Consider the following 25,896-nt stretch of genomic DNA (forward strand, 5'->3'; position numbering starts at 1 on the left):
TGCGGCCCAATGACCAGTCAGACCGGACAAAAAGTCCGCAATCTCGATGCGCTCGGCGGGGTCGAGGCCTTCGTGCGCGCCGCCGAGCAGTCGAGCTTCGTGGCGGCCGGGCGGCTGCTCGGCATTTCCGGCTCGGCCGTCGGCAAGGCGGTGGCGAGGCTGGAAGCCCGCCTCGGCGTGCGGCTGCTGGCCCGCACCACCCGCAGCGTCACCCTCACCGATGCGGGAGCGGTGTTTTACGAGCGTGCCAACCGCATCCTGGAAGACCTCTGCGAGGCCGAACAGGTCGTGATGGAGCGGCGCGAGACGCCGCGCGGCCGGCTGCGGGTATCGCTGCCCCACAATGTCGGCCGGCTCATCCTGCTGCCGTCGCTGGCGACCTTCGTCGAGCGCTATCCGGAGATCGAGCTCGACATCCAGCTCGAAGACCGGGTCGTGGACATCGTCGGCGACGGCATCGACGTCGTCATCCGCACCGGCGAGCTCGCCGATTCGTCGCTGATCGCCCGCCGTCTCGGGCCACAACACTTCGTCATCTGCGGCTCGCCGGCATATTTCGCCCGCCATCCGCCGCCGGTGACGCCGCACGATCTCGTGCGCCACCGCTGCATCCACTTCCGCTTCCCGACCAGCGGCATGACCCAGTTCTGGTGCTTCTGCGAGGAGTATGCGCAGACGCCGATCCCGGCCGGGCTGACCTTCAACAACTCGGACGGCATCGCCGGCGCGGTGCGCAGCGATCTCGGCGTCGCGCTGCTGCCGGTGTTCGTCGCGCGGCCGCTGATCGAGAGCGGCGAGCTGCGCGCGGTGCTGACGGACTACATGGTGCCGCGCGGCAGCCTGTGGCTGGCATGGCCGGCCAACCGCCATCGCAATCCGGCGCTGCGTGCGTTCGTGGACTATGTCGTCGCGCATCTGCCGGAGGAGGCGCTCGCGCCGATCACATAGGTGATGGGCGATCAGGCTACGGTCACTGCAGTGGATGGAGGCGCGCAAGGGCGCGCACCTCAGGATGACGGATAACGACTCCGTTCCGGCGTATCCCGCTCAGTCCTTCGCGGCGAAGTGCTCGAACTCCTGCACGACGCGCTCGTAGACCGGCCGCTTGAACGGCACGATCAGCTCGGGAAGGTTGCGCATCGGCTCCCAGCGCCAGGTGACGAACTCGGGCTTGTGGCCGCCGCCGGGTGTCGCGACGTTGATCTCGGTGTCGCTGCCGGTGAAGCGCATGGCGTACCATTTCTGCTTCTGGCCGCGATAGCGGCCCTTCCAGGCGCGGCCGGCGACGGTGCGCGGAATGTCGTAGGTCAGCCAGTCGGAGACCTCGGCAAGCTTCTCGACCGAGCGCGCGTTGGTCTCCTCGTAGAGCTCGCGCTTCGCCGCGGCCCAGGTGTCCTCGCCGGGGTCGACGCCGCCCTGCGGCATCTGCCAGACATGGTTCTCATCGACGTGTTCGATGCCGCCGGCGCGCCGACCGATGAACACCAGCCCCTTGTCGTTGATCAGCATGACGCCGACACAGGTGCGATAGGGCAGGTCGTCGTAGTGCGCCATTCGGGTTCAGCCTTTTGTCATTGGAGCCGCCGCCGGCGACTCTTCGAGACCTCGTCATGCGGTCGCCCGCGGTGGAACAGCGGGATCAGCTTGATTTTGATTTCAGCATTGCGGTTGTCAACGGCACAAGCAAGATCCCGCGTCCCTCCAGGGTCCTGGCCCAGGCATTGATGCGTTCGACCGAGATCGGCAGCGCCGAGGCGATGCCGATGGCGACGCCGCGCTCGCGGGCGATGGTTTCCAGCTTGCCGAGCGCGCGATCGATCTCGGCGGCGGAGGGCACCGCATCGATGCTGGCGTCGGCGCGGGCGTAGGGCAGCGATGCCGTCTCCGCCGCCTGCGAGGCAACGCTGCGGGGCGAAGTGCCGTCGTCGAGGTAGGACAGGCCGCGCTTGGCGGCCTCCTTGAGCAGTGGCTGCATCGCCGCGTCGGTGGCGACGAAGCGCGCACCCATGAAATTGGCGAGGCCGACATAGCCCTGGATGCGGCTGAGATGCCAGTACAGGCGGTCGAGGTTCTGGTCCTGGGGCAGCGAGGCCAGCAGCGTTTGCGGGCCCGGATCGTTGTCGGGGTAGTCGAACGGCTCCATCGGCACCTGGAGCAGCAGCTCGTGCTTCTGCGTCCGCGCCCGCTCGGCGAGCTTTGCGGGATCGGCGCCGTAGGGTGTGAAGGCAAGGGTCACCGCGGCAGGAAGCTTGACGATGGCGTCGGCGGTCTTGGCCGCGCCGACCCCGAGGCCGGTAACGACGATGGCGATGCTCGGCATCTTCGCCGCCTTGGCGCGGTCGGCGTCGGTGCCGCCGGCGTAGGCACGGAACGGCTTGAGGCCGTCGGCAATCACCGGAATCATTCCGTGGCGGGATTTTTCGAGGAGGCGCGGATTGATGCCGGCGGCGACGGTCGTCACGACGCCATCGGCGTCGCCGGCGCCCGCGTCGGTGGTCGCCACCACGACATCGCGCCGGGTGCCGCTCGAGCCGTCGATAATGGTGATGGTCTTCTGGCCGGCGCCCGGCTCCACGGCCTTGTCCGCGGTCTTCTCGCCGCCCTTGTCCGTGCCCTTGTCGGTTCCTTTGGCCGCAGCCTCCCGCTTCGGCGGTTCGGCCGCCGGCGCCCTGGCCGGCTTGTCGCCAGGCAGGGCGGCCGGATCATAGGTCAGGCGGACCAGCGGCTCGCCGCCGAGCGGGTTGTCGTTGAACAGCGCGAAGCCGGCGAAGGTGACCAGGAACAGGCCGAGCCCGATGGCGATCGCCTGGGGCGGCGTCACGGGCAGGCGGGGGCGGAACCGCCGTTTCCGCGCCGGGCCTTGCCCCAGAGGTGCGCTCAGATCGTCGGTCGTCACGGCCGTTCAAATCCCGCGAATCAGTCTGTCGACCCTACCACGATCGCCGCAATCGCTCGTCGGGGAAGGCCCGGTTCCCGCCGGCAACGAAAAAGGGCGGCCTCGCGGCCGCCCTTGCGAAATCTGTCGGGTCTCTGCCGCTGTCAGTTCGCGGCCTTGGTGGTCGGGGCGTTCGGGGCGGGCGCCGCGGTGTTCGACGCGTTGACCTTGATGCCGTGCAGCAGGTCGACCGCCGACTTCAGCGCCTTGTCGTCCTTGGCCTCCGGCGGCACGTAGGACTGCGAACCGGTCTCTTCCTGGCCGTCGGCCTTGAGATGGCCGCGCAGCGAGGCTTCGCCCTTGGTGTCGGTGCGGGACTTGAGCTCGTCCGGCACGTCCTGCAGCACCTCGATGTCCGGGATGATGCCCTTGGCCTGGATCGACTTGCCCGACGGCGTGTAGTAGCGCGCCGTGGTCAGGCGCAGCGCGCCGTTGCCCGAGCCGAGCGGGATGATGGTCTGCACCGAGCCCTTGCCGAACGAGCGGGTGCCGAGCAGCGTCGCGCGCTTGTGGTCCTGCAGGGCACCGGCGACGATTTCCGAGGCCGAGGCCGAACCGCCGTTGATCAGCACGATCAGCGGCTTGTCCTTGATCAGGTCGGCGGTCTTGGGCTTGGCGGTGCGGCGCTGGGTCTCCTCGGCGTTGCGGCCGCGGGTCGAGACGATCTCGCCGCGTTCGAGGAACGCGTCCGACACGGACACCGCTTCTTCCAGCAGGCCGCCCGGGTTGTTGCGCAGGTCGAGGACGAAGCCCTTCACCTTGTCGGCGCCGATCTGGCTGGTGAGGTTGGTGATCTCGCGCTTGAGGCCTTCGGTGGTCTGTTCGTTGAAGGTGGTGATGCGGATGTAGCCGATATCGCCGTCCTCGACGCGCGCGCGCACCGAGCGGACGCGGATGTTATCGCGGGTCAGCGTCACCTCGATCGGCTTGTCGGCGCCCTTGCGGACGATCTTGAGCTTGATCTTGGTGTTCACCGGGCCGCGCATCTTCTCGACGGCCTGGTTCAGGGTGAGGCCCTGCACGGCTTCGTCGTCGAGGTTGGTGATGATGTCATTGGCGAGGATGCCGGCTTTCGAGGCCGGGGTGTCGTCGATCGGCGACACCACCTTGATCAGGCCGTCCTCCATGGTGACCTCGATGCCGAGGCCGCCGAACTCACCGCGGGTCTGCACCTGCATGTCGCGGAAGCTCTTGGCATCCATGTAGCTGGAATGCGGATCGAGGCCGGACAGCATGCCGCTGATCGCCGACTCGACCAGCTTGCCGTCATCGGGCTTCTCGACATAGTCGCTGCGCACGCGCTCGAAGACGTCGCCGAACAGGTTGAGCTGACGGTAGGTGTCGGAAGACGCGGCACGCGCGCTCGATCCAACCATCACAGCGCGGGGCTGGGTCATGAAAAGGGTCGCTGCCGCGCCCGCCGCCGCACTGAGAAGAACCAGGGAAGTCTTGCGCATCATCCGCGAACCTTTTCGCCTTCACTTGCGGCCCACCATGGGCCTGGATCGATCGGAGTCCCGTCCTTTCGGAACTCGACATACAGTACGGGCTGACTGGAGGCTGCCGCCAGGATCGACGCGACCTGAGACGTGGTCCCCATTGTCGCCACCGGCTCGCCCGTCAGTACGAACTGGCCGATATTGACCGATATCCGCTCCATCCCGGCTATCAGGACATGATACCCGCCGCCGGCATTGAGGATCAAGAGTTGTCCATAGCTGCGGAACGGGCCCGAATAGACAACCCAGCCGTCACACGGGGTTGTGACCTGCGCGCCGGGTTTCGCTGCCAAAGAAATGCCTTTTTCCAGCCCGCCGGCGCCGTCTGATCCGCCGAAATCGCGGATCTTGCTGCCGTTGACCGGGAACGCCAGCATGCCCTTGGCCGAGGCGAAGGCGATCGCCGGGCTGAGCCGGCCGGGATCCTTGAGCGCCGCGAAATTGGGCTTGCCGTTGACCGCCGGCGGGGTGCCTTGCTGGCTCGCCGCGGCGGCGGCCTTGGCGGCGGTCTTGAGGTCCTGCTCCATCCTGGCGATCAGGTCCTGCAGGTTCTCCACCTGGCGGGACAGCGTCAGCGCCCGCTGGCGCTCGGTCTCCATGTCCTTCTCAGCCGTGCTCTGCTGCTTCTGCCGTTCGTCGATCAGCGCGGCGAGCTGGGTGCGGTCGGTGTTGAGCTTGTCGCGATCGGCGGCGAGCTGGTCGCGTTCGTCGCGGATCGACTTGCGCAAACCCACGAGCTCGCCCAGATCGGCCACCAGCGCATCGGCGCGGGAGCGCATCTCCGGGACCACGGCGCCGAGCAGCATCGCCGTGCGCAGCGACTGCAGTGCATCTTCCGGCCGCACCAGCAGCGCGGGCGGCGCGCGGCGGCCGGCGCGCTGCAGGGCCGCCAGGACCTCGACGATCTCCGAACGGCGTGAATCCAGCGAGGCGCGGACGCGCTGCTCGCGTTCGTCGAGCGGCCGCAGCCGGCCCTCGGTATCCGCCATGCGGCTTTCGACGCTGCGCACGCGCGCGGCGATGTCGATGAGCTGCTGGTTGAGCTTGCCGCGGTCCTGACCGAAGGCGGCGATCTCGGCCTTGAGCTTCTGCTGCAGCTCTTCGGAATTCTTTTGCTGAATGCGCGCGGCGTCGAGCTCCTGCGCGCGCTGCCTGATCGCATCCTCGGACGGCGCGCCGGCGGTCTTGTCCGTCGTCGGCGCGGCGACCGTGGCGGCCGGCGGCGGCGCCGGGGCCGTCGACGCAGGCTGTGCGGCAGCGGGGCGGGGTGCCTTGCTCTGGGCCTGCACGACCTGTGGCGCCGCGCCCGCAGCGACCAGCGCCAGCCACAGCGCGGGCGCGGAGGTCGCGCGCAGCCAGCGTTCCTGTTGCACTTGGGCGGATCCGGTGCGGTTCATGGTCCAGCGCATCATGCGCGGTGATAGGGGTGGCCGGCCAAAATGGTTGCGGCCCGATATATCTGTTCCAGCAGCATCACCCGGACCATCTGATGGGGCCAGGTCGCCGCTCCGAAAGCGATTGCCAAATCAGCCTTGCGCCGCAATTCGGGCGAAAGTCCGTCCGCGCCGCCGATCACGAAGGCCGTCTGTGCGGTCTGGCTGTCGCGCCAGTTGCCCAGCTGGCGGGCAAAGGTCGTGCTGTCGAGGCTCTTGCCGCGCTCGTCCATTACCACCAGCGCCGAGCGCTCGGGAATGGCGGCGGTGATTGCGGCGGCCTCCTCGGCCATCCGTGCCGCGGCGTCGCGCGCGCGACTCTCGTTGAGCTCGACGATATCAAGCCCGCGGAAGCCGAGCTTGCGGCTGAGGTCGGTGAAACGGTCGCGGTAACGCTCTGCCAGCTCCCGTTCGGGACCTTGCTTCAGACGGCCAATGGAAACGACGAGGATGCGCATGCGCGAATCACGAGGGGCGAGGGCTTCGGCCACCTAAAGCCGCTCGCCGTGTCCGGTGCAACCGCTAAGCCGTCGTCGGCGCGACCACGATGCAGCTCGCCGGACGGGCGGCGAGCGTGCGAAAACGGGACAGTCGTGGCGCGAACGCCTCAGCTCTTGCGTGCCGGCTTCTCGCCCGTGGTCAACATCTTCTCGAGATTGTAGAACTCACGGACTTCCGGCCTGAACACGTGGACGATCACGTCGCCGGAATCGATCAGCACCCAGTCGGCGTTCTGCAGGCCTTCGACGTGGATGTTCTTGATGCCGGCCTCGCTCAGCCCCTTCATCACGTTTTCCGCGATCGCAGCGACGTGCCGGTTGGCCCGGCCCGTGGTGATGATCACATAGTCCGTGATGGAGGATTTGCCGCGAAGGTCGATCGTGATCGTTTCTTCCGCCTTCATGTCGTCGAGGCGGGAGAGGATCAGGTTCAGCGTCTCGTCGGCGTCAGGGCGCGCCTTCAAGACGGCAACGGGCACAGAGCTTGTTCTCGCCCGGGACAATACAGATGTGGTCAGGGACCATTCCTTTCACTGTATCGCGAGCACCGAATCCGGTGCCCGGAGGACATACTACGCAGTTTGCGTTAACGCTTTCAATCGTCCAGTCGCCGCGGTTCCGCGGCATTCTCGCCGGTGTTGTTTTTCCAGCTGCCGTCGTGGTTCCGCAGCGCCGTCGACGACAGGTTCAGTTTCAGGCCGGTCAGGAACGTCCACGCCGGGGCGCGGCGGGTGGCGAGCAGTCCGGCGCTCTGCTCCCCGATGCGATATGGGGCCATGGCCTGCGCGGCGGGAGAGGCCAGCGCACGAATACTTTGCGGGGCACGGTCGATGACCGCGATGGGAACCTGGCCAGCGATCAGCTGCCAGTTTCTCCAGCGATGGAACTGCGCGAGGTTGTCTGCGCCCATGATCCACACGAAGCGAACATCCGCGCAGCGACGGCGCAGATACGCGATGGTATCGGCAGTGTAGCGGGTGCCGATGACGGCTTCGAGACAGGTGATGTCGATGCGCGGGTCGTTGGCGACCGCCTCGGCGGCGGCCGCGCGCTCGTGCAACTCGTGCAGCGCGCTGGTGTCCTTGAGCGGATTGCCGGGTGACACCAGCCACCACACGCGGTCGAGCCGCAGCCGCTTCATGGTGAACAGGCTGATGGCGCGATGGGCCGCGTGTGGCGGATTGAACGAGCCGCCGAGCAGACCGATGCGCATGCCGGCGGCATGCGGCGGCACAGCGCGCTCGACGAGAGCGCTCTCGATCTCGGTGGTCACGGACGCGTCTGCCCGGTGCCGTGGATGCGGTACTTGAAGCTCGTCAGCTGTTCGGCGCCAACCGGGCCGCGCGCATGAAATTTGCCGGTGGCGATGCCGATCTCGGCGCCGAAGCCGAACTCGCCGCCGTCGGCGAACTGTGTCGAGGCGTTATGGAGCACGATCGCCGAATCGACCTCGTCGAGGAATTTCGCAGCGGCCGCCGCGTCCTCGGTGACGATCGCGTCGGTATGATGCGACCCGTAGCGCTCGATATGCGCGATCGCGTCGTCGACCCCGTCGACCAGCTTCACCGCGATGATGGCGTCGAGATATTCGGTCGCCCAGTCCTCGTCCGATACCGCAGACACGCGCGCATCGGCGCGCTGCACCTCGGCGTCGCCGCGCACCTCGCACTTCGCATCGAGCAGCATCGTCACCAGCGGCTTGAGGTGGCTGGATGCGGCGGCGCGCTCGATCAGCAGGGTTTCGGCGGCGCCGCAGACGCCGGTGCGGCGCATCTTGGCGTTGAGCACGACCTCCTCGGCCATCGCGAGCGGCGCGGTGTGATCGACATAGACGTGGTTGACGCCGTCGAGATGGGCGAACACCGGCACGCGCGCCTCGGTCTCGACACGGGCAACGAGGCTCTTGCCGCCGCGCGGCACGATCAGGTCGACATTGCCGTCGAGGCCGCCGAGCAGCAGCCCGACCGCGGCGCGGTCACGGGTCGGCACGAAGCTGATCGCCGCTTCCGGCAGGCCGGCCTCGCGCAGCCCCGCGACGAGGCAGGCATGGATGGCGCGGCTGGAGCGAAAGCTGTCCGAGCCGCCGCGCAGGATCACGGCATTGCCGGACTTCAGGCACAGCACGCCGGCATCGGCGGTGACGTTGGGGCGGCTCTCGAAGATCACGGCGATGACGCCGAGCGGCACGCGCACGCGCTCGATCACCATGCCGTTGGGGCGCTGCCAGCGCTCGGTGATCTTGCCGACGGGATCGGCGATCTCGCGCACCACGCGAATGCCGTCGGCCATCGCCGCGATGCGCGCGTCGTTGAGGGTCAGGCGGTCGATCAGGGCGGCAGTGGTGCCGTTGGCGCGCGCCTCGGCGACATCATCGGCATTGGCGGCAAGGATGTCCGGCGCTGCGGCGCGGATCGCCCGTTCCATGGCCTCCAGCGCACGGTCCTTCTGCGCGGCCGGCGCCAGCGCCAGCACCCGCGCGGCGGCCTTCGCCTTGCGGGCAAGGTCACGCATCATGGCCGGCAGGTCCGGGTTCCCCTGGAGGTCCTGGGGAGCGGAGGCGACGGCTTTCAGGGGCGCGGTCATGGTCGGGTCCAGCACGAGGGGCGAAGGGCGCTCAGGGCACCCCATGATATAAGGTGCTGTCCTAGCACTCCAATTCAGGAATCGCGAGGGTCGGGCGCCGCAATGCTGTGATGCAGCGACTGGAACAGTGGGGCGATCCCCGGGGCCCTGGTCGGCCAATGGCCGACCGTGAGGCGTCCGGGATGCTCAGTCCGCGTGCTTCGGGCCGATCACCAGGTCGTCGCGGTGGATCATCTCGGAGCGGCCGGAAATGCCCAGGATGGTCATGACCTCGGCCGACGAGCGGCCCTTGATCCGTTCGGCGTTATCGGCGTCGTAGGCGACGAGGCCGCGGCCGATCTCGTGGTTGTCCGGGTCGCGGACAATGACCGCGTCGCCCCGGGCGAACTGGCCATCCACCCGGATGACGCCGGCCGGCAGCAGGCTTTTACCGGCGCGCAGCGCCGCCACGGCGCCGGCGTCGATGGTCAGGGTGCCCCTGGGTTCCAGCGACCCGGCGATCCAGCGCTTGCGGGCAGTCACGGGGTTGGCCGGGGTCAGGAACCAGGTGCAGGGGCCGCCGTCGACCACCCGCTGCAGCGGGTGGTCGACCTTGCCGGAAGCGATCAGCATGTGGGTGCCGGCGGTGGTGGCGATCTTGGCGGCCTCGATCTTGGTCGCCATGCCGCCCCGCGACAGTTCGGATTCCGCCGCCCCGGCCATCGCCTCGATCTCGGCGGTGACGCTCTCGACCAAAGGGATCAGGCGGGCGTCCGGATTGGCGCCGGGGGGCTTGTCGTAGAGGCCGTCGATGTCGGACAGCAGCACCAGCAGGTCGGCGCTCGCCATGGTGGCGACGCGCGCGGCGAGGCGGTCGTTGTCGCCGTAGCGGATTTCGTTGGTGGCGACGGTGTCGTTCTCGTTGATGACGGGGACCGCGCGCCATTCCATCAGCTTGCCGAGGGTCGAGCGGGCGTTGAGGTAGCGGCGGCGCTCCTCGGTGTCCTGCAGGGTGACCAGGATCTGCCCGGTACCGATGTCATGGGCGCCCAGCACCTCCGACCATGTCCGCGCCAGCGCGATCTGGCCGACGGCCGCCGCCGCCTGGCTCTCCTCCAGCTTCAGCGGGCCGCGCGGCAGCTTCAGCCGGCTGCGCCCGAGCGCGATCGATCCCGACGACACGATCAGGACGTCGCGTCCGCCGCGATGCAGGGCCGCGACGTCGGCGGCGAGCGCGGCGAGCCAGCTCTCGCGCACCTTGCCCTCGGCGGCGTCGACCAGCAGCGACGAGCCGACCTTGACCACGATGCGACGGAAATTGTTCAGCTCGGGACGGGACATGATGACTAGGCTTGATGAACAGGCTTTATGATGAGTAGGCTTGGAATCCTCGTGACGGGCGCCCTTGGTGCCTGTCAAATCTGACAATTCCCTGTCACAGGACGCCCGGTTTGGCAATTGCGCGGGCCGCAGAAGGATGATGTCACCACCGGCCGGGCCGCCTGCCCGCGCCGGCTGCGATCATCCAACGGAGGGAGCGCTTTGCGCCGCTGCGCAATTCCCGTACGCTATGTCGGAACACCCGTCATCACAGGGGCGTTGCGCGTACGGACTGATGCCGAACAGGGACAGGGCTCCGCTTCGATTTCTGAAACTGACCGTGGCCGCGAGCTTCCTGGTCCCGCTGCTGCTGTTCCTGTACGTCGCAATGCTCGAATGGACCAGCGCATCGCGCCAGGCTGACGAGCGTCTCGAGACCAATCTCAACATCCTGCAGGAGCATGCGCTCAAGGTGTTCGAGACGATCGAGCGTTCGATCGCCGAGGTCGACGAGGTGATCGACGGCTTGTCCGACCAGGAGCTGATCGCCCGCGAGCCACAGCTGCACGCCCGCCTCGGCAAGATCGCGGCGACGCTGCCGCAGGTGCAATCGATCTCTGTCGTCGGTGCCGATGGCCGGCTGCGGGTGACGACCGCAGGCCTGCCGGCGGTGCAGCTCGACTGGTCCCAGCGCGAATACTTCAAGGCGCTCGCCGCCTCCGACGGCGGCACCTATATCAGCCAGGTGCAGACGCTGCCGGGCGGCGAGCGGCCGTTGTTCTATGTGGCGCGCCGCCGGCGAACCGAAAACGGCGCGTTCGCCGGGGTCATCGTCGTCGCCGTGCCGCCGGACTATTTCGACGAGTTCTACGGCCGCATCGTCGATGTCAGCGCCCATGGCATGGCGATGCTGTTGCTGCGTGCCGACGGCGCCGTGCTGGTGCGCTATCCGGTGCCGCTCGGCGCGCCCGGCAAGTTGCCGATGAGCGCGCCGTTCACCGGCCAGATCGCGCAGGCGCCGGAGAAAGGCACCTACAGCGGCGTGTCGTCGTTCGACGGCCAGGAACGGCGCGTCGCCTACCGGCGGCTGGCGAACTATCCGCTCTATGTGCTCAACAGCGTGTCGGAAGCGGCGGTGCGCGCGGACTGGCTGGCGTTTCTCGGCACGCACATGATTTTCGGCGTGCCGGCGACGCTGCTGCTGATTGCCATCAGCTGGCTGGCGCTGCGGCGGACGCGGGCGCTGTACGCCGAGATGTACGCGCGCGAGCGGGTCGAGGGTGCGCTGCGCCAGGCGCAGCGCCTGGAGGTCATCGGCCAGCTCACCGGCGGCATCGCCCATGACTTCAACAACCTGCTGATGGTGGTGATGGGCAGCGCCGATCGCCTGCGCCGCGATCTCACCGATCCCAGACAGATCAAGACGGTCGACATGATTGCCGCCGCCGCCAAGCGCGGCGAGAACCTGATCCGCCATCTGCTGACCTTCGCGCGCCGCCAGGCGATCACGCCGGCGACGGTCGACGTCACGCGGTTCCTCAATCAGATGGAGGATGTGCTGCGCGGCTCGATCAAGGGCGAGATTGCCTTGAGCGTGCTGCCGCCGCCGCAACCGTGCTTTGCGCGGGTCGATGCCGGTGAGCTCGAACTCGCGTTGCTCAATCTTGCCGTCAATGCCCGCGACGCCATGCCGAACGGCGGCCGGTTGACGCTGTCGGCTGCGCCGATGGTGCTGTCGGGCGATGCCAAGTTCGATGGCCTCAGCGGCGAGTTCGTCGCCTTTCGCGTCATCGACAGCGGCGAGGGCATGCCGCCGGATGTGCTGGCGCGGGTGTTCGAGCCGTTCTTCACCACCAAGCCGCCGGGCCAGGGCACGGGCCTCGGCCTCAGCCAGGTCTATGGTTTCGCCAAACAGTCCGGCGGCGCGATCGCCATCGACACCGCGCCCTCGCTCGGCACCACCATCACGCTGGTGATTCCGCGGGTGAGCGAGATCGCTGCTGCAGCGACGCTGCCGAGCGGGGACGACAAGCCCGTCGCCACGCCGCAGCACTCGCTCAAGGCCAAGGTGCTGCTGGTCGAGGACAGCGAGGAGGTCGCCCAGGTCTCGCGCGAGTATCTCGAGCGCCTCGGCCACAGCGTCGTCGGCGTGACCAATGGCGTCGACGCGCTGGCGGCACTCAGCAATGTGCGCGGCATCGACATCGTGCTGTCGGATATCGTGATGCCCGGCGAGATGGACGGGCTCGATGTCGCGCGCAGCATGCGCACGCTGTTTCCCGGCATCCCCGTCATCCTCGTCACCGGCTACAGTGCCAGCGCCAATGCCGCGCGCCGCGAGGGCTTCGAGGTGCTGCGCAAGCCCTACAATGTCAGCCGCATCGCCAAGGCGATCGAGGCGCACCTGATCAAGCGCACCAGGGCGACCGCAAGCAACTGAGCGATCGGCGGCGTGTCGTCAGCGCCGGCCACCGAACAGGCGGTCCACCAGCCAGCCGCCGTCGAGGCCGGCTGCGGCCTCCGGGCGGCCGGAGGTCTGCGTCACCGGCGGCCGTGCGGCGGCGTTGGCCTGCGGTGGCGGGTAGCCGGGATAGGCTTGCGGCGCGGCAGGCGGAGGCTGCATCGGCTGGGGTTGCAGCGGCTGCGGCTGCATCTGTTGCGGCTGGGCCGGCGTCTGCGCGCTGCCGCCGAACAGGCTGCCGAGCCCGGAGAACAGGCTGCGCTCGGAGTTCGGCAGCGTCGCCACCGGCACGTTCTGATGCGCCGTGCGCATGAACCGCGTCCACACTTCCACCGGCAGGCCGCCGCCGGTGGCCTTCCTGGTCGGCGAGTTGTCGTCGTTGCCGAGCCACACGCCGGTGACGAGATTGGCGGTGAAGCCGATAAACCAGGCGTCGCGGAAATCCTGGCTGGTGCCGGTCTTGCCGGCGGCCTGCCACCCCGGCAGTTCGGCCTTGCGCGCCGTGCCGGTCAGCAACGTCTCCTGCATCATCGAATCCATCATCGCGACATAGCGCGGCTCGATCACCTGGTTCGGCGGATCGGCGGGGCGGGCATACAGCACCTTGTTGCCCTCGGTGGTCCGGATGCGGCTGATGACATGCGGCGATACGCCATGGCCGCCATTGGCGAACGGGGCGTAGGCGCCGACCAGCTCCAGCACCGAGACCTCCGAGGTGCCAAGTGCGATCGAGGGATTGGCGTCGAGTTTCGAGGCGATGCCAAGACGATGCGCGGTGCGCACCACGTTCTTCGGCCCGACCTCGAGGCCGACGCGCACGGCCACGGTGTTGAGCGACATCGCCAGCGCCTGGGTCAGGGTGACCGAGCCGAAGTATTCGTGGGTGTAGTTCTCCGGCTTCCAGCCCTTGATGTCGAGCGGGCCGTCCTGGCGGATGGTGTCCGGCGTCAGGCCCTGCTCCATCGCGGTGAGGTAGACGAACGGCTTGAACGCCGAGCCCGGCTGGCGCCTGGCGGTGACGGCGCGGTTGAACTGGCTGTCGGCGTAGTTGCGGCCGCCGACCATGGCGCGGACCTCGCCGTTCGGCGTCATCGCCACCAGCGCGCCCTGCGAGACGTTGAATTTGACGCTCTTGGCGGCGAGTTCGTCGATGATCGCCGCTTCCGCGACGCTCTGCAGCTTGGGATCGATGGTGGTGTCGACGGTGATGTTCTGGTCGATCTGGCCGATCAGGTCGTCGAGCACGTCGGCGACCCAGTCGGCGACATAGTTGACGGTGCCGGCGCCGGCCGGCTTCACCGCATAGGACGGATGGCCGAGATTGGCCTTGGCCTGGGCATCGGTGATGAAGCCGGCGTCGGCCATCGCGGTGAGCACGGTCTGGGCGCGGCGTTCGGCGCCCTCGGGATTGCGGTTGGGCGCGAGGCGCGACGGCGACTTGACGAGGCCCGCCAGCATCGCGGCTTCGGCGATGGTGACGTTGCGCGCCGACTTGCCGAAATAGCGTTGAGCCGCCGCCTCGACGCCATAGGCGCCGGAGCCGAAATAGACGCGGTTGAGATAGAGCTCGAGAATCTCGTTCTTGGAGTGCTTGCGCTCCAGCCAGATCGCCAGCTCCGCCTCCTGCAGCTTGCGCTGCATGGTGCGCTCCTGGGTCAGGAACAGGTTCTTGGCGAGCTGCTGCGTCAGCGTCGAGCCGCCCTGCGATACGCCGCGATGCAGGACGTTGGCGACCGCGGCGCGCACGATGCCCATCGGGTCGATGCCGAAATGCGAATAGAAGCGCCGGTCCTCGATGGCGATGAACGCCTTCGGCAGATAGGGCGGCAGGTCTTTCAGCGCGACATTGGCGCCGGCCATCTCGCCGCGGGTGGCGAGCAGGGTGCCTTCGCTGCCGACGATCTGGATGGTCGGCGGACGCTTGGGGATTTCCAGCGACTGGATCGGCGGCAGATGCGCGCCGATATAGATGACGAGGCCGACGACGGCGATCACGCCCCACAGGCCGAGCACCGCGCCCCAGTAGATCAGGCGGCCGATGCCGAACGAGCCGCGCTCGCGTTTTGCCTTGCCGCGCGTCTTGCTCCGGGCGGCCCGGCGCGGCGGCGGAGCCTCGTCCGGCTCGTCGTCGGGTGGAGCAGGGGCGGCCTTGCGGCGCTTGGGGGCGGGTTTGGGATCGGCGACGCGGACGCGATCGTCCTCGCCGAGGCGCAGATCGACCAGCGACGAGCTCGGCCCGAACCGGGGCTCGCGGCGTCCCTCGCCGTTTCGCCGTGATGATCCCATCCCGCAACTCTACCCACGCACGTCTGTCCGCTCGCACGCTATCGGCGGCGGTTTAAGGGGGCGTTACGCAAAGGTTAACGGGGCATTAGGGAGCGCGCCGGTTCCCCGGCGCAGCCTGTTTCGGGACGAGCGGGACGCGAAGGTCCGTCAGGACAGCCACACCGCGACGAGCGCGATCAGCGCCGGCAGCGCCTGCACGACAATGATCTTTGGCTTCACCGAATAGCCGCCATAGAGGCCGGCCACGATCACGCACATCAGAAAGAATACCTTGATCTGGAAGCCGATCGCCGCGACCGGGTGCACGAGGCCCCAGATCAGGCCGGCGGCGAGGAAGCCGTTGTAAAGGCCCTGGTTGGCGGCCAGCACCGCCGTCTCCTGCGCCTTCTGCAGAGTATTGCCGAACGTCTTGAGGCCGAGCGGCCTGGTCCAGAGAAACATCTCCAGCACCAGAAAATAGGCATGCAGCAGCGCGACGAGCGCGACAAGGACGTTGGCGACGATGGACATTGGATGTTGCTCCCCCACAGGCGTCGCCAGCATACGCGGTTCCACGCGCGGAGCCATCACGCTTGTTGGGGATGATCGCGCCGCCTGCGGCATCTTTTCGCAGCGAAGGGGCGCGCCGCGCCTCAGGCCGGTGGCGGCACGTCGGCGCCGTCGGCCGAATATGCGCTGATCTTGTTGCGCAGCGTGCGGACCGACAGGCCCAGCAGGCGCGCCGAGGCGGTGCGGTTGCCGCGGGTGGTCGCCAGCGTTTCCAGCACGAGATCGCGCTCGATGTCGCGGATCGGCGAACCGACGAGCCAGCGCGCGAGACGCCGGCGCGACGCGTTCGAGATGGGCGGGGGTGGACGCATCAGCACTCACTCCTCGTACAAAGGGTGCCCCACAGCGTCCCCACGGGACAGGAAGTTGGTTAACGAGACGTTAACGAGCGTCAGTCGAAACCCTGGACCGGCGGCATCGATGTCGCCGCAGGCGCAGATGCCGGCGCCGGGGTGGCGGCTGCCGCCGGGGCAACGGCGCGCGGCGCGGGCGCCGGATTCTGCGCGACGCGCTTTACGCCGACCGGCGATCCCTGGGCGACCTGGCGTGGCACTGCGCGGCCCGACGAAGCGGCCGATCGTTTTGTCCTGCGCGTCGTGTCGTGGCGCATGCCCCACGAGCGCGAGATCGACGGACCGGCGGTGTAGCCGACGACCGCGCCGGCGACGGCACCGATCGGGCCAAGCACCACGGCGCCGGACAGTGCGCCGAGCGCCGCGTCCCCCGCGCGTTCCTGAGCGAGCGCGCTCGATGCGGCGAAGGGCAGCATGAGTGCTGCGGCGAGAATGGATGCCTTCATGATGTCGTCCCCGGCAGAGCGTGTCGGCCAGCGAACGAGCACCGCGAATGCGGCGACAGGAAGGAGCGGCGTGTTCCATCTCCGCTGGAACCGTTGCAGCGACATGACCGTCATGACGGCGCAATGACACGACTCGCATCGCTGAATGGCGTGCGGACGGGTGATGGCCTCGATGGTTCGTCGATGATCGCGCGCTCAGGCCTGGAGCCGCTCCGCCGAGGCCATCTCGGCGGCGAAGCGGTCGAGCGCCGTCGCCAGCGCGCGGGGAATGCGCAGCGCATCGGTGCCGTTGCGCGCGGCCCAGCTGCGCTCGCCCGGTGTGCGCAGCGGATCGTCGTTCGTCCTCGCCGTGCGGATGCGCGACAGCGCCGCCGCGGCGTCGCCGCGGAAATCGCCGGGGTCGCGAAAGTGCGCGATGTCGATGGCGATGAACAGCAGCGAGCACACGAAGGGCTTTGCGAGATCGCCATAGAGCGGGGGCACCGCGTCGCCACCAGGGCCTTCCGCCAGCAGACTGCACATCAGGTCGATGGCGAGGGCGAGACCAAAGCCCTTGGCGCCACCCGCCGGCAGCAGCATGCCGGCGATTGCGGCGGTCGGATCGGTCGTCGGTTGGCCATCCGCATCGACGGCCCAGCCGGCGGGAAGCGGTTCGCCTCTTCTCTCGTAGGCGCGAATCTTGCCCAGCGCCGCTTCGCTCAGCGCCATGTCGAGCAGGAAATCGGGACCATTCGTTGCCGCAGGCAGGCCGACGGCGAGCGGGTTGTTGCCGACCAGCTTGGTCAGCCCGCCGGGCGCGGGCATCATCGGCTTGGTGTTGCACATCGCAAGGCCGATGCAATCGTGCGCGCTGGCCTGCCGGGCGTAACGCCCGGCGGCGCCGAAGTGGAAGCTGTTGCGCACCGCGACCACGCCGACGCCGAACGTGTTGCTGCGCTCGATCGCGATTGCCATGGCGCGCCGGCCGGCGAGATGGCCGAACATGCCGCGCGCGTCGAGCACGGCGGTGGCGGCGCGGCTGTCGATGACATCCGGTTCCTCCAGCGTCGACACGCTGCCGAGCTGGAGGCGGCGCAGATACATTTCGGCCTGGGACAGGCCGTGAGACGGCAGGCCCGAGCGGTCGGCGTCGATCAGCGCCTCGGCCATCTCCCGTGCCGCTGCGGGCGACAGGCCGCCGCGTGCGAACAGGTCGGTCAGGAAGCGCTCGGCATGGGCCGCATCGATCGCCAGCGTATCGCTGGTTGGCGCCGTCGCATTCACGACAGAACCTGCGAGCGCTTGACCTGTGAATGCCTGGTGTCCGGCGCGGCGGTGAGAGTGAAGTCCGCCGGGCTGGCGACGCGCCAGATCGCGAGCATCAGCGCCGCGCTCAGCGCCAGCACCGCGAGGCTCGCCGCCGGCACGGCCATGGCGGCTAGCGCGCTGCCCGACCAGTATGCCACCCACGGCATCAGATTCTGGGCGGCAAAGCCGCCGAGGCTGCCGATGGTGCTGATGGCGGCGATGGCGGCGGCGGCGTGCGCGCCCCTGAAGATCTGCGACGGCAGGTACCAGAAGCAGGGGAACAGCAGGGATATGCAGGGCGTGCCGACCGCGAGCGCGACATAGCGCATCCAGTTCTGCTCCAGCAGTGTCGAGGTGAAGAACGCCGCCATGCCGCACAGCGCGATCAACCCCATGCCGATCAGCACCGTGCGGTGCTCGCGCAGGTGGCGCGGCAGCCACATCAGCACGGCAGCGGCGACGGCCCACGGCAGCGCAGTGAGCAGCCCGTTCTGGGTGCCGGTGGCGCCAAAGCCCTTCACCACGGTCGGCAGCCAGTAGATGATGCCGTAGAGCGCGAGCGTGATCATGGTGTAGACGAACGCGAACCACCACACGCGTGGATCGATCAGGACGCGCAGCGGATGGCTGTGCATGGGTTCGGCGGCATCGTCGCGGCCGAGTTCCTGGGTGAGCCAGGACTTTTCGTCGGTGGAGAGAAAGTTCGCGGTCTGCGGGCCGTCCGGCAGATACTTCAGGATCAGCACGAAGAGAATGACAGCCGGCGCGCCGGTGACGACGAACACCCATTGCCATCCGGCGAGCCCGAGAAAGCCGTCGAGATCGAGCAGCGTGCCGCCGAACAGCGATCCGAACATGTTGCCGAGTGGACTGCCGATGGTCAGCAGCGCCACCGCCTGCACGCGGTAGCGCCTGGGAAACCACAGGGTCAGGTAGAAGATGATGCCGGGATAGGCGCCGGCCTCGGCGACGCCGACCAGAAAGCGCACCGCCGCGAACAGCGAGCCGCTGAAGGTGAAGCCGAGCGCGACGGTCAGCACGCCCCAGGTGATCAGGATGCGGGCGAACCACAGCCGCGCGCCGAACTTGTGGGCAGCCAGCGCGCTCGGCACCTCGAACAGCGAATAGCCAATGAAGAACAGCGACGAGGCAAGTCCGTAGGTGGTCTCGGAAATCCCGAGGCTGTGGACCATCTGCAGCTTTGCGTAGCCGACATTCGAGCGGTCGATCACCGCCAGCAGCATCATGCCGACCAGCAGCGGCATGATCCGCCACATCACCCGGCGCACCAGGGCGTCGCCGTCGCCACGCTCGACGAAGCTCATCGGATCGTCCTCCCGTTGGGCCGAGATCGTTCGATCGATCTTCGGCGGATGATTGCGTCAGGCGGCGGTTCGGGCGGCCGGCCGGCTGGCCGGCAGGTCGAGGAAGGCGGCGGCATTGTCGCCGATCAGCTTCTTGATGGCGGCGCGGGGCATCTGCAGGTCGAGCAACATCTGGGTGATGCTGCGGAAACCGTCGACCGGGCGCTGCGAGCCGGTGAGGCCGAGGTCCGACGACAGGATGGTCTTGTCGACGCCGGCGACCTCGATCAGATGCGCCAGGTCGTCGGCGCTGTACTTCTTCGACTTGCCGTCGATGAACATGCAGATCGAGTGCTCCATCACCACGCCGCGGCGGACCAACTGGCGGATGTCGGTGTCGGTGCAGCCGACGATGTAGGTGGGGTGATTGACCATCATCTTCCGGACGCCGCGCTTCACTGCCTCGTCGAACACGAGATGCAGTTCGCTGGCATGCAGGTGGCCGCCAGAGAGGATGATGTCGGCCTCGGCGATCAGGTCGATCACCTTCCTGGTGTCGTCGGTCAGGCGCCCGTTGGCGTCGAGCGCCGACAGCGGCATCGGGTCGAGCATCTTCTGCGACGTCTTGGGGAAGGTCTTGGCCTGGCCGCTCTTCTGCACGGCGATGTGGTTGGCCGCCGACAAGGTCGGCATCCAGACGATCTTGCCGCCGAGCTTGATGGCGTGATCCACCGCATGGGGATTGATGCCGCCGACGGCGTTGTTGAGCGCGACGCCGGAGAACAGCCGCACATGGGTCTCGGGAAACAGCTTCTCCAGCAGGATGGCGTGCGCCATGCCGGGATAGAAGTGATCCTTGTAGAGCACCGCGCGGAAGCCGGCGGCGGCGGCGTCGACCAGCTCCTCGTGATGATCGAGAATTCGCGGCATCGCCGCGGGCCCGCTGTGGCAATGCAGGTCGACCGCGCCGACAAGAAGCTCGGCAACCTCGGCGGGGCGCGACAGCGGCGGCAGCGGCACGGTGTCGGGATAGGTCGTCTGGGTCTCGGCCATGGCGGTGCCTTTCAGGTGCGGGTGGGGGTGGCGGCCGGCATCGGATAGTCGTCGGCGTTGAGCACCCATCCCGGCTTCTCGGAAAAATCGACGCGCGGCGGGCAGAAGATATCGACCAGGAGGTTGAGGCCGGGATCGATCGCCTGCGAGGTGTGGATCGCCGGCGGTGGGATCACGGTTACCGACGGCGAGCCGCAGCGCTCGTGATCGTCGGCCCGCCACTGGCCCATGTCGGTGGTCCATGGCCAGCGCAGGTGGTGGATGAACGTGCCGGCGAGCGCCAGCGAGCACTGCTCGAAATCGTCGTGGTGATGCGGCGACATCTTGGTGGTGTCGCGCGGTCCGTTCTTGGGATCGAGGAAGTTCACCATGAAGGTCGAGCCGCGGAAGATGCGTCCGAACCGGCCCGGCGTCGGGGCGACCTCGAGGCTGTAGGTGCGGACCTTGGCGCCGCCGACCGGATCGGGCCACGCCGCGAACGGCGGCAGGTTGGGATGGGCCGTCGCGTAGGACGCCGCGTTGGCGCAGCGCCGTGCGAGATCGTCTGATTTGGCGGTCATCATCCGCACGACCTTGGCGGGGCCGAGCAGGGTCACGCTGCTGGCGCCGGCCGGCACGAAGCTGATCGAATGGCCGCCGACGGTGGTTGTCTCACCGTTCCAGACGATCTCGGCGCCGGCGCCGGGATCGGGCAGCAGCACGACGTACTCGTCGGGCTGGTCGCCGCGGGCCAGCGCGGTACCTCGCTCAGCCTCGCTGTAGGCGATGATGAAGTTCTGGCCGCGGGCATACCAGGTGCGGGCTCCATCGGCGGTCTCCGCCGGCGGCATGTCGTAGAATTTGGCGTATTCGGCGCCGGCGAAACGGGTCGCGGCCGGTGCGGAGCCAATCGGCGTGGCGGTCAGCGCGGCGCGGGGATCGGTGCTGTGATACATGATGAATGTCCTCGGCGGATCAGGCGTGAGCGAGCTTCTTGAAGTCGGTGAGGGTCTGCGCCGCCGCGCGGCGCATCTGGCCCTGGTCGGACGAGATGATGAAGGCGCTGGCGCCGAGCGCGGCGAAATCGCCGGCTTCCGCGGCGCTGGCGACCATGACGCACACCGGTTTGCCGGCGCGCTTCGCGGCCGCGATGATGTGAACGACGGCCTGCTGCACCCGGGCATCCGACGACGACGGTGCGCCGAGGGCGACGGTGAGGTCGCCGCGGCCGATGAACAGCGCGTGGATGCCGTCGACGTCGGCGATGGCGTCGATGTGGTCCAGGGCCTCCGGATCCTCGATCATGGCGATGGCGCAGACCGACCCATCCTGCTCCTCGACCAGGCTCCACATTGGCGTCGCGCCGTAGCCGCCAGCGCGCGGCGAGCCGGAATAGCCGCGCCGTCCGCCGCGATAGCGCGCCGCCGCGGCGACGGCGCGTGCCTTCTCGACGCCGGAGACATGCGGCACCAGCACGCCGGCGGCACCGCAGTCGAGGCAGGACAGGATTTTCGCCGGATCGTCCGACGATACCCTGACGATCCCCGCGAGATTGCTGGCGCGGGCGGCCAGCAGCACCGTGTCGGTGGTCATGCGATCGAACGGCGCGTGCTCCTCGTCGATCACGACAAAGTCGTAGCCGAGCGCGCCGAAGATCTCCGTCGCATGGGTGGTCGGGGTCTTGATGAAGCTGCCGACGACGGGCTGTCCGTCGGACAGGCGGCGGCGAAACGACGAATAGTGCGGCCTGACGGCGGCGTCGGACAAGGGATCCTCCCGGGATCGTGTGGACCGGCGGCGGTCCGTGGATGGCAGCCGCCGCATCGTTGGCTGGACCATTGCAACGGCCGACCGCCCGGGCCATACCTAATCCCTTACGTTCCACCAGGTGGAATGGCATCCATGCCCCTGAAGTCAGACACGGTCGAAGCCGCCGCCCGCACGCTGGTGCTGCTCGAGGAACTCAATCGCCACCGCGTGGCGTCGATCGACATCCTGCACCGCGCCACCGGCCTGCCGAAGTCGACGGTGGTGCGGTTGATGAAATCGCTGTGCGCGATGGGCTACGCCCTCAACGATCCGCGCCAGGGCGGCTATTCGGTCGCCTCGCGGGTCAAGTCGCTCAGCAACGGCTTTCACGGCGATCCGCTGGTGGTCGAGGCGGCGCGGCCATGGGCGCTCGCCTTCACCGAACAGTATCAGTGGCCGCTGGCGATCGCGGTGCTCGACCGCACGGCGGTGATGGTGCGCTTCAGCACCATTCCCTACAGCCCGATCTCGCCGTTCCACGGCACCATCAACATGCATCTCAGCCTGCTGTGCCGCGCACTCGGCCGCGCCTATCTCGCGTTCTGCCCGGTCGGCGAGCGCTCGATGCTGCTGGACATGCTGGCGCGGTCGTCGGAGCCGGAAGATCGTCTCGCCGGCGATCGCAAGCGCGCGCTGGCGCTGCTTGCCGCCGTCCGCAAGCAGGGCTTTGCCGAGCGCGATCCGATGGTCGAGCCGCGGTCGTCGGGAACGATCGCGGTGCCGATCCTCAGCGGCGGCAAGGTGCTGGCGACGGTCGGAATGACCTACTTCACCTCGGCGCTCGACCGCGCCAGCCTGGTGCAGCACTACGTGCCGCTGGTGAAGACGCTCGCGGCGAACATCGCCGGCAGCGTGGAGTCCCTGCGGCAACCGTGAGGCTCTTGTCGTTACTGGCGCCTAGAGCACGATGGTTTTAGCCAGAGTAGTGATCCGTCATCCTGAGGTGCGAGCAACGCGAGCCTCGAAGGATGAACGGCCGAGGCCTTGATGCTCGGGCCGTCGCTCTTCGAGGGCCATGCTCTGCATGGCCACCTCAGGGCGACGGATTACGCTGGTCGAATCTCAATCATCTTTTCTACGCCGCCGGCTGGGCTGCACCATCGCCATTGGCGAGCAGGTGCACGACCGCGCGCTTGATCGCGGCCTGCCGCGTCGGCGCGGTGATCTGGGCGCCGAGCAGGTCGGTGACATAGAACACGTCGCGCGCGCGCTCGCCGAAGGTCGCGACATGCGCCGAGCCGATGTTGAGGTTGAGTTTCGACATCGCGGTGGTGAGCTGGTAGAGCAGGCCCGGACGGTCGAGGCCGGACACCTCGATCACGGTGTAGCGGTCCGACCACTGGTTGTTGATGATGACCTCAGGCTCGACCGTGAACGGCCGCACCTTGGCGCGGCCGGAGCGGCGCGCCATCACTTCCGGCAGCCGCAGCTTGCCTTCGAGCACCTGCTCGATCATCTCGCCGATGCGGGTGGCGCGGCGCGCCTCGTCCTCGTCACGGTCGTACTCGCGCGAGATCGCGATGGTGTCGAGCGCGAGGCCGTCGGTGGTGGTGTAGATCTGGGCGTCGACGATGTTGGCGCCGGCGGAGGCGCAGGCCCCCGCGATCACCGACAGCAGCCAGGGATGGTCGGGGGCCAGGATCGTCAGCTCGGTGACGCCGCGCGCCTCGTCGAAGCCGACATTGACCGCGAGCTTATGGCCGCTCTGCTCGCTCGACCGGACGAAACGGGCGTGGCGGATCTTGCGCTGCAGATCGACCTTGAGCCAGTACGCCGAATAGTGGCGGGCGATATAGGCGTTGACCTCGTTTTCCGGCCATTCGGTGAAGTTGGCGCGGAATTCGGCTTGCGCACCAGCGATGCGCTGGGCGCGATTGACCTCGGAGAAGCCGCCGGTCAGCACCGGCTCGGTCTCATAGTACAGCGTGCGCAGCAGCTGCGCCTTCCAGCCGTTCCACACGCCCGGGCCGACGCCGCGAATGTCGGCGGTGGTCAGGATGGTCAGCAGCTTGAGGTGTTCGAGCGACTGCACCACCGCGGCGAAGTTCTCGATGGTCTTGCGGTCCGACAGGTCGCGCGACTGCGCCACCGTCGACATCGTCAGGTGCTCCTCGATCAGCCAGGCGATCAGCTCGGTGTCGGCGGGATTGAAGCCGAGCCGCGGGCACAGCCGCCGCGCCACCTTGGCGCCGGCGATCGAATGATCTTCCGGGCGGCCCTTGGCGATATCGTGCAGGAACACCGCGACATAGAGCGCGGCGCGGTGCTCCGGCCGAATCTTGCGCATCAGGTCGCTGGTGAGCGCGAACTCGTCGTTGCCGCCGCGCTCGATGTCCTGGAGGATGCCGATGCAGCGGATCAGATGCTCGTCGACCGTGTAGTGATGATACATGTTGAACTGCATCATCGACACGATCTTGCCGAACGCGCGAATGAAGTGACCGAGCACGCCGGTCTCGTTCATCCGGCGCAGCACGATCTCGGCGTCGTTCGAGGTCAGGATCTCGACGAACAGCCGGTTCGCTTCCGGATTCTCCCGCATCTTCTCGTTGATGAGATTGAGCGAGCGCGTCGCCGCGCGCATGGCGTCCGGATGGAAGGCGAGGTTGTTCTTCTGGGCGAGGCGGAAGATCCGGATCAGGTTGACCGGATCGCGCTTGAACACGTCGGGCGAGACGAGGTTGATGCGGTTGTTGTCGACCAGGAAGTCCGGGTTCTCGCGCAGCCGGTGGCGCCGTGCGCCCGGCCGCAGCCGCGCCATCACCCGGCTCAGCACCGGCGCCGGCTTGGCCTGCTGGTCCTCGAGCTTGGCGCAGAGGATCGCGGTGAGGTTGCCGACTTCCTTGGCGACCAGGAAGTAGTGCTTCATGAAGCGCTCGACGTCCTGCATCCCCGGATGGGAGGTGTAGCCGAGGCGCTGGGCGATCTCGCGCTGCATGTCGAACGACAGCCGCTCCTCGGGACGCCCGGTATAGAAGTGGATGTTGCAGCGGACCGACCACAGGAAGTCCTCGCAGCGCCGGAACGTGCGGTATTCCTGGGCATCGAACACGCCGCGCTCGACCAGCTCGTCGGTGTCGCGCACGCGGTAGACGTACTTGGCCATCCAGAACAGCGTGTGCAGGTCGCGCAGCCCGCCCTTGCCGTCCTTGACGTTGGGCTCGACCAGATAGCGCGACTGGCCGCCGCGGCGGTGGCGCTCCTCGCGCTCGGCGAGCTTGGCGGCGACGAATTCGGCGGCGGTGCCCTGCACCACGTTCTTGTCGAAGCGGGTGACAAGCTCGTCATAGAGCGCGTGGTCGCCGGTGACGAAGCGCGTCTCCAGGATCGCGGTGCGGATGGTCATGTCGGCGCGCGACTGGCGGATGGTCTCGTCGATCGAGCGCGTGGCGTGGCCGACCTTCAGGCCCATGTCCCACAGGCAGTAGAGGATGGCCTCGGCGACCTGCTCGCCCCAGGCGGTCTGCTTGTAGGGCAGCAGGAACAGCAGGTCGATGTCGGACTGTGGCGCCAGCAGGCCGCGGCCATAGCCGCCGGTGGCGACCACCGACATGCGCTCGGCCTCCGACGGCGTCGGGACCTTGTAGAGATAGCGCGTCGCCGCGTTGAACAGCAGGCGGATGACGTCGTCCTGGATGGTGCAGAGCTGCTCGGCGCAGCGCCGGCCGTGGCGATCTCTGAGCAACTGGGCCTGGACGAGCTCGCGCGCGGTCGCGGTTTCGGCCTTGAGCAACTGGGCGAGGGCGGCGCGAAAGGCATCGTCGCGGCCGGCATGGGTGTCGGCCAGGGCCGCGATCTGCGCTTCGATGCGCGCGGTATCGAACAGGAGCTGAGGCTGCTTTTGCGTGTCGATCAAGGCGCTGTCGCTGTCCATGGACCACCGGGATAACGGACAAGCCGCGAAGTGTCACCAGCGATTCTCGGGCAAGGATAAAGCTGTTCTCGTTTACGGGGCACGAAGAGAAGCTTTCTGCTGTCGCACGGCGGCTCGGGATGCGGATTTTCTGGTTGACGCGTCAATGTAACCGTTTGAAATTAAAGGTCGAATTCTATTTTCGCAACAGGCGGGCCGGGGGCCTCGTCGACGCGTTTGCGAATCTCTCAGCCGATCTGTCCCCCG

The 25,896-nt window shown here is 67.9% G+C and carries 22 protein-coding genes; 3 read left to right on the forward strand and 19 right to left on the reverse strand.

Annotation, left to right across the window (positions count from 1 at the left end; genetic code table 11):
* Positions 1-9: 9 nt before the first annotated feature.
* Entirely contained in the window at positions 10-948 is a 939-nt protein-coding gene (locus tag JQ639_RS23225; RefSeq protein ID WP_211967796.1) for a LysR family transcriptional regulator, read from the forward strand.
* Positions 949-1,047: 99 nt separating this feature from the next.
* On the opposite strand, the gene JQ639_RS23230 is transcribed toward JQ639_RS23225, so the two are convergent.
* The 9 genes from JQ639_RS23230 to proB all read right to left on the reverse strand — a co-directional run bounded on the left by JQ639_RS23230 (position 1,048) and on the right by proB (position 10,270).
* Positions 1,048-1,554: an RNA pyrophosphohydrolase gene (locus tag JQ639_RS23230; protein WP_211967794.1), complete on the reverse strand. Its 507-nt coding sequence runs from the start codon at positions 1,552-1,554 to the stop codon at positions 1,048-1,050.
* An 85-nt stretch (positions 1,555-1,639) separates the two neighbouring features.
* Complete coding sequence (locus JQ639_RS23235) at positions 1,640-2,896, reverse strand: divergent polysaccharide deacetylase family protein (RefSeq protein ID WP_211967791.1); 1,257 nt, start codon at positions 2,894-2,896, stop codon at positions 1,640-1,642.
* A 143-nt stretch (positions 2,897-3,039) separates the two neighbouring features.
* Entirely contained in the window at positions 3,040-4,395 is a 1,356-nt protein-coding gene (locus JQ639_RS23240) for a S41 family peptidase (protein ID WP_211967789.1), read from the reverse strand.
* On the reverse strand, positions 4,392-5,831 hold the full coding sequence (locus JQ639_RS23245; protein WP_249123794.1) for a murein hydrolase activator EnvC family protein: 1,440 nt from the start codon (positions 5,829-5,831) through the stop codon (positions 4,392-4,394). Before JQ639_RS23245 ends, JQ639_RS23240 begins: the two co-directional genes overlap by 4 nt.
* An 11-nt stretch (positions 5,832-5,842) precedes the next feature.
* A complete protein-coding gene (gene rlmH / locus JQ639_RS23250) occupies positions 5,843-6,325 on the reverse strand; it encodes a 23S rRNA (pseudouridine(1915)-N(3))-methyltransferase RlmH (protein WP_211967786.1) in 483 nt (160 codons plus the stop codon).
* Positions 6,326-6,474: 149 nt separating this feature from the next.
* Positions 6,475-6,831, reverse strand: a complete 357-nt coding sequence (rsfS, locus tag JQ639_RS23255) for a ribosome silencing factor (protein ID WP_211967971.1) — start codon at positions 6,829-6,831, stop codon at positions 6,475-6,477.
* A 131-nt stretch (positions 6,832-6,962) separates the two neighbouring features.
* A complete protein-coding gene (locus JQ639_RS23260) occupies positions 6,963-7,640 on the reverse strand; it encodes a nicotinate-nucleotide adenylyltransferase (protein WP_211967784.1) in 678 nt (225 codons plus the stop codon).
* A complete protein-coding gene (locus JQ639_RS23265; protein ID WP_211967782.1) occupies positions 7,637-8,950 on the reverse strand; it encodes a glutamate-5-semialdehyde dehydrogenase in 1,314 nt (437 codons plus the stop codon). The genes JQ639_RS23260 and JQ639_RS23265 overlap by 4 nt, the downstream gene beginning before the upstream one ends.
* Positions 8,951-9,136: 186 nt before the next feature.
* Positions 9,137-10,270: a glutamate 5-kinase gene (gene proB / locus JQ639_RS23270; RefSeq protein ID WP_211967780.1), complete on the reverse strand. Its 1,134-nt coding sequence runs from the start codon at positions 10,268-10,270 to the stop codon at positions 9,137-9,139.
* A 319-nt stretch (positions 10,271-10,589) separates the two neighbouring features.
* On the opposite strand from proB, the gene JQ639_RS23275 reads away from it, so the two are divergent.
* Positions 10,590-12,689 carry a hybrid sensor histidine kinase/response regulator family protein gene (locus JQ639_RS23275; RefSeq protein ID WP_211967779.1) on the forward strand — a complete coding sequence of 700 codons (2,100 nt, stop codon included), beginning with the start codon at positions 10,590-10,592 and terminating at the stop codon, positions 12,687-12,689.
* 18 nt (positions 12,690-12,707) lie between these two features.
* Here JQ639_RS23275 and JQ639_RS23280 read toward each other — a convergent pair whose 3' ends face one another.
* From JQ639_RS23280 to JQ639_RS23320, 9 genes are all read right to left on the reverse strand, one after another.
* Entirely contained in the window at positions 12,708-14,996 is a 2,289-nt protein-coding gene (locus tag JQ639_RS23280; protein ID WP_211967777.1) for a transglycosylase domain-containing protein, read from the reverse strand.
* 147 nt (positions 14,997-15,143) lie between these two features.
* Complete coding sequence (locus JQ639_RS23285; protein WP_211967775.1) at positions 15,144-15,506, reverse strand: DUF1304 domain-containing protein; 363 nt, start codon at positions 15,504-15,506, stop codon at positions 15,144-15,146.
* Positions 15,507-15,628: 122 nt separating this feature from the next.
* Positions 15,629-15,856: a helix-turn-helix domain-containing protein gene (locus tag JQ639_RS23290; RefSeq protein WP_211967773.1), complete on the reverse strand. Its 228-nt coding sequence runs from the start codon at positions 15,854-15,856 to the stop codon at positions 15,629-15,631.
* Between the two features lie 80 nt (positions 15,857-15,936).
* Entirely contained in the window at positions 15,937-16,344 is a 408-nt protein-coding gene (locus JQ639_RS23295) for a DNA-directed RNA polymerase subunit N (RefSeq protein WP_211967771.1), read from the reverse strand.
* 195 nt (positions 16,345-16,539) lie between these two features.
* Positions 16,540-17,607 (reverse strand): Ldh family oxidoreductase, encoded by a 1,068-nt coding sequence (locus JQ639_RS23300; RefSeq protein WP_211967769.1) that lies wholly within the window; start codon positions 17,605-17,607, stop codon positions 16,540-16,542.
* Complete coding sequence (locus JQ639_RS23305; protein ID WP_211967768.1) at positions 17,604-18,956, reverse strand: MFS transporter; 1,353 nt, start codon at positions 18,954-18,956, stop codon at positions 17,604-17,606. Before JQ639_RS23305 ends, JQ639_RS23300 begins: the two co-directional genes overlap by 4 nt.
* Positions 18,957-19,013: 57 nt before the next feature.
* On the reverse strand, positions 19,014-19,988 hold the full coding sequence (locus JQ639_RS23310) for a DUF6282 family protein (RefSeq protein WP_211967767.1): 975 nt from the start codon (positions 19,986-19,988) through the stop codon (positions 19,014-19,016).
* Positions 19,989-19,999: 11 nt separating this feature from the next.
* Complete coding sequence (locus tag JQ639_RS23315; protein ID WP_211967765.1) at positions 20,000-20,923, reverse strand: cupin domain-containing protein; 924 nt, start codon at positions 20,921-20,923, stop codon at positions 20,000-20,002.
* A gap of 19 nt (positions 20,924-20,942) precedes the next feature.
* Positions 20,943-21,734 (reverse strand): HpcH/HpaI aldolase family protein, encoded by a 792-nt coding sequence (locus JQ639_RS23320; RefSeq protein ID WP_249123298.1) that lies wholly within the window; start codon positions 21,732-21,734, stop codon positions 20,943-20,945.
* Between the two features lie 135 nt (positions 21,735-21,869).
* On the opposite strand from JQ639_RS23320, the gene JQ639_RS23325 reads away from it, so the two are divergent.
* On the forward strand, positions 21,870-22,652 hold the full coding sequence (locus JQ639_RS23325; protein WP_211967763.1) for a DNA-binding transcriptional regulator: 783 nt from the start codon (positions 21,870-21,872) through the stop codon (positions 22,650-22,652).
* 199 nt (positions 22,653-22,851) lie between these two features.
* On the opposite strand, the gene JQ639_RS23330 is transcribed toward JQ639_RS23325, so the two are convergent.
* Entirely contained in the window at positions 22,852-25,632 is a 2,781-nt protein-coding gene (locus tag JQ639_RS23330) for a [protein-PII] uridylyltransferase (protein WP_371745146.1), read from the reverse strand.
* Between the last annotated feature and the right edge of the window lie 264 nt (positions 25,633-25,896).

This window comes from Bradyrhizobium sp. U87765 SZCCT0048, from assembly GCF_018131225.1.
Classification (GTDB): Bacteria; Pseudomonadota; Alphaproteobacteria; order Rhizobiales; family Xanthobacteraceae; genus Bradyrhizobium_A.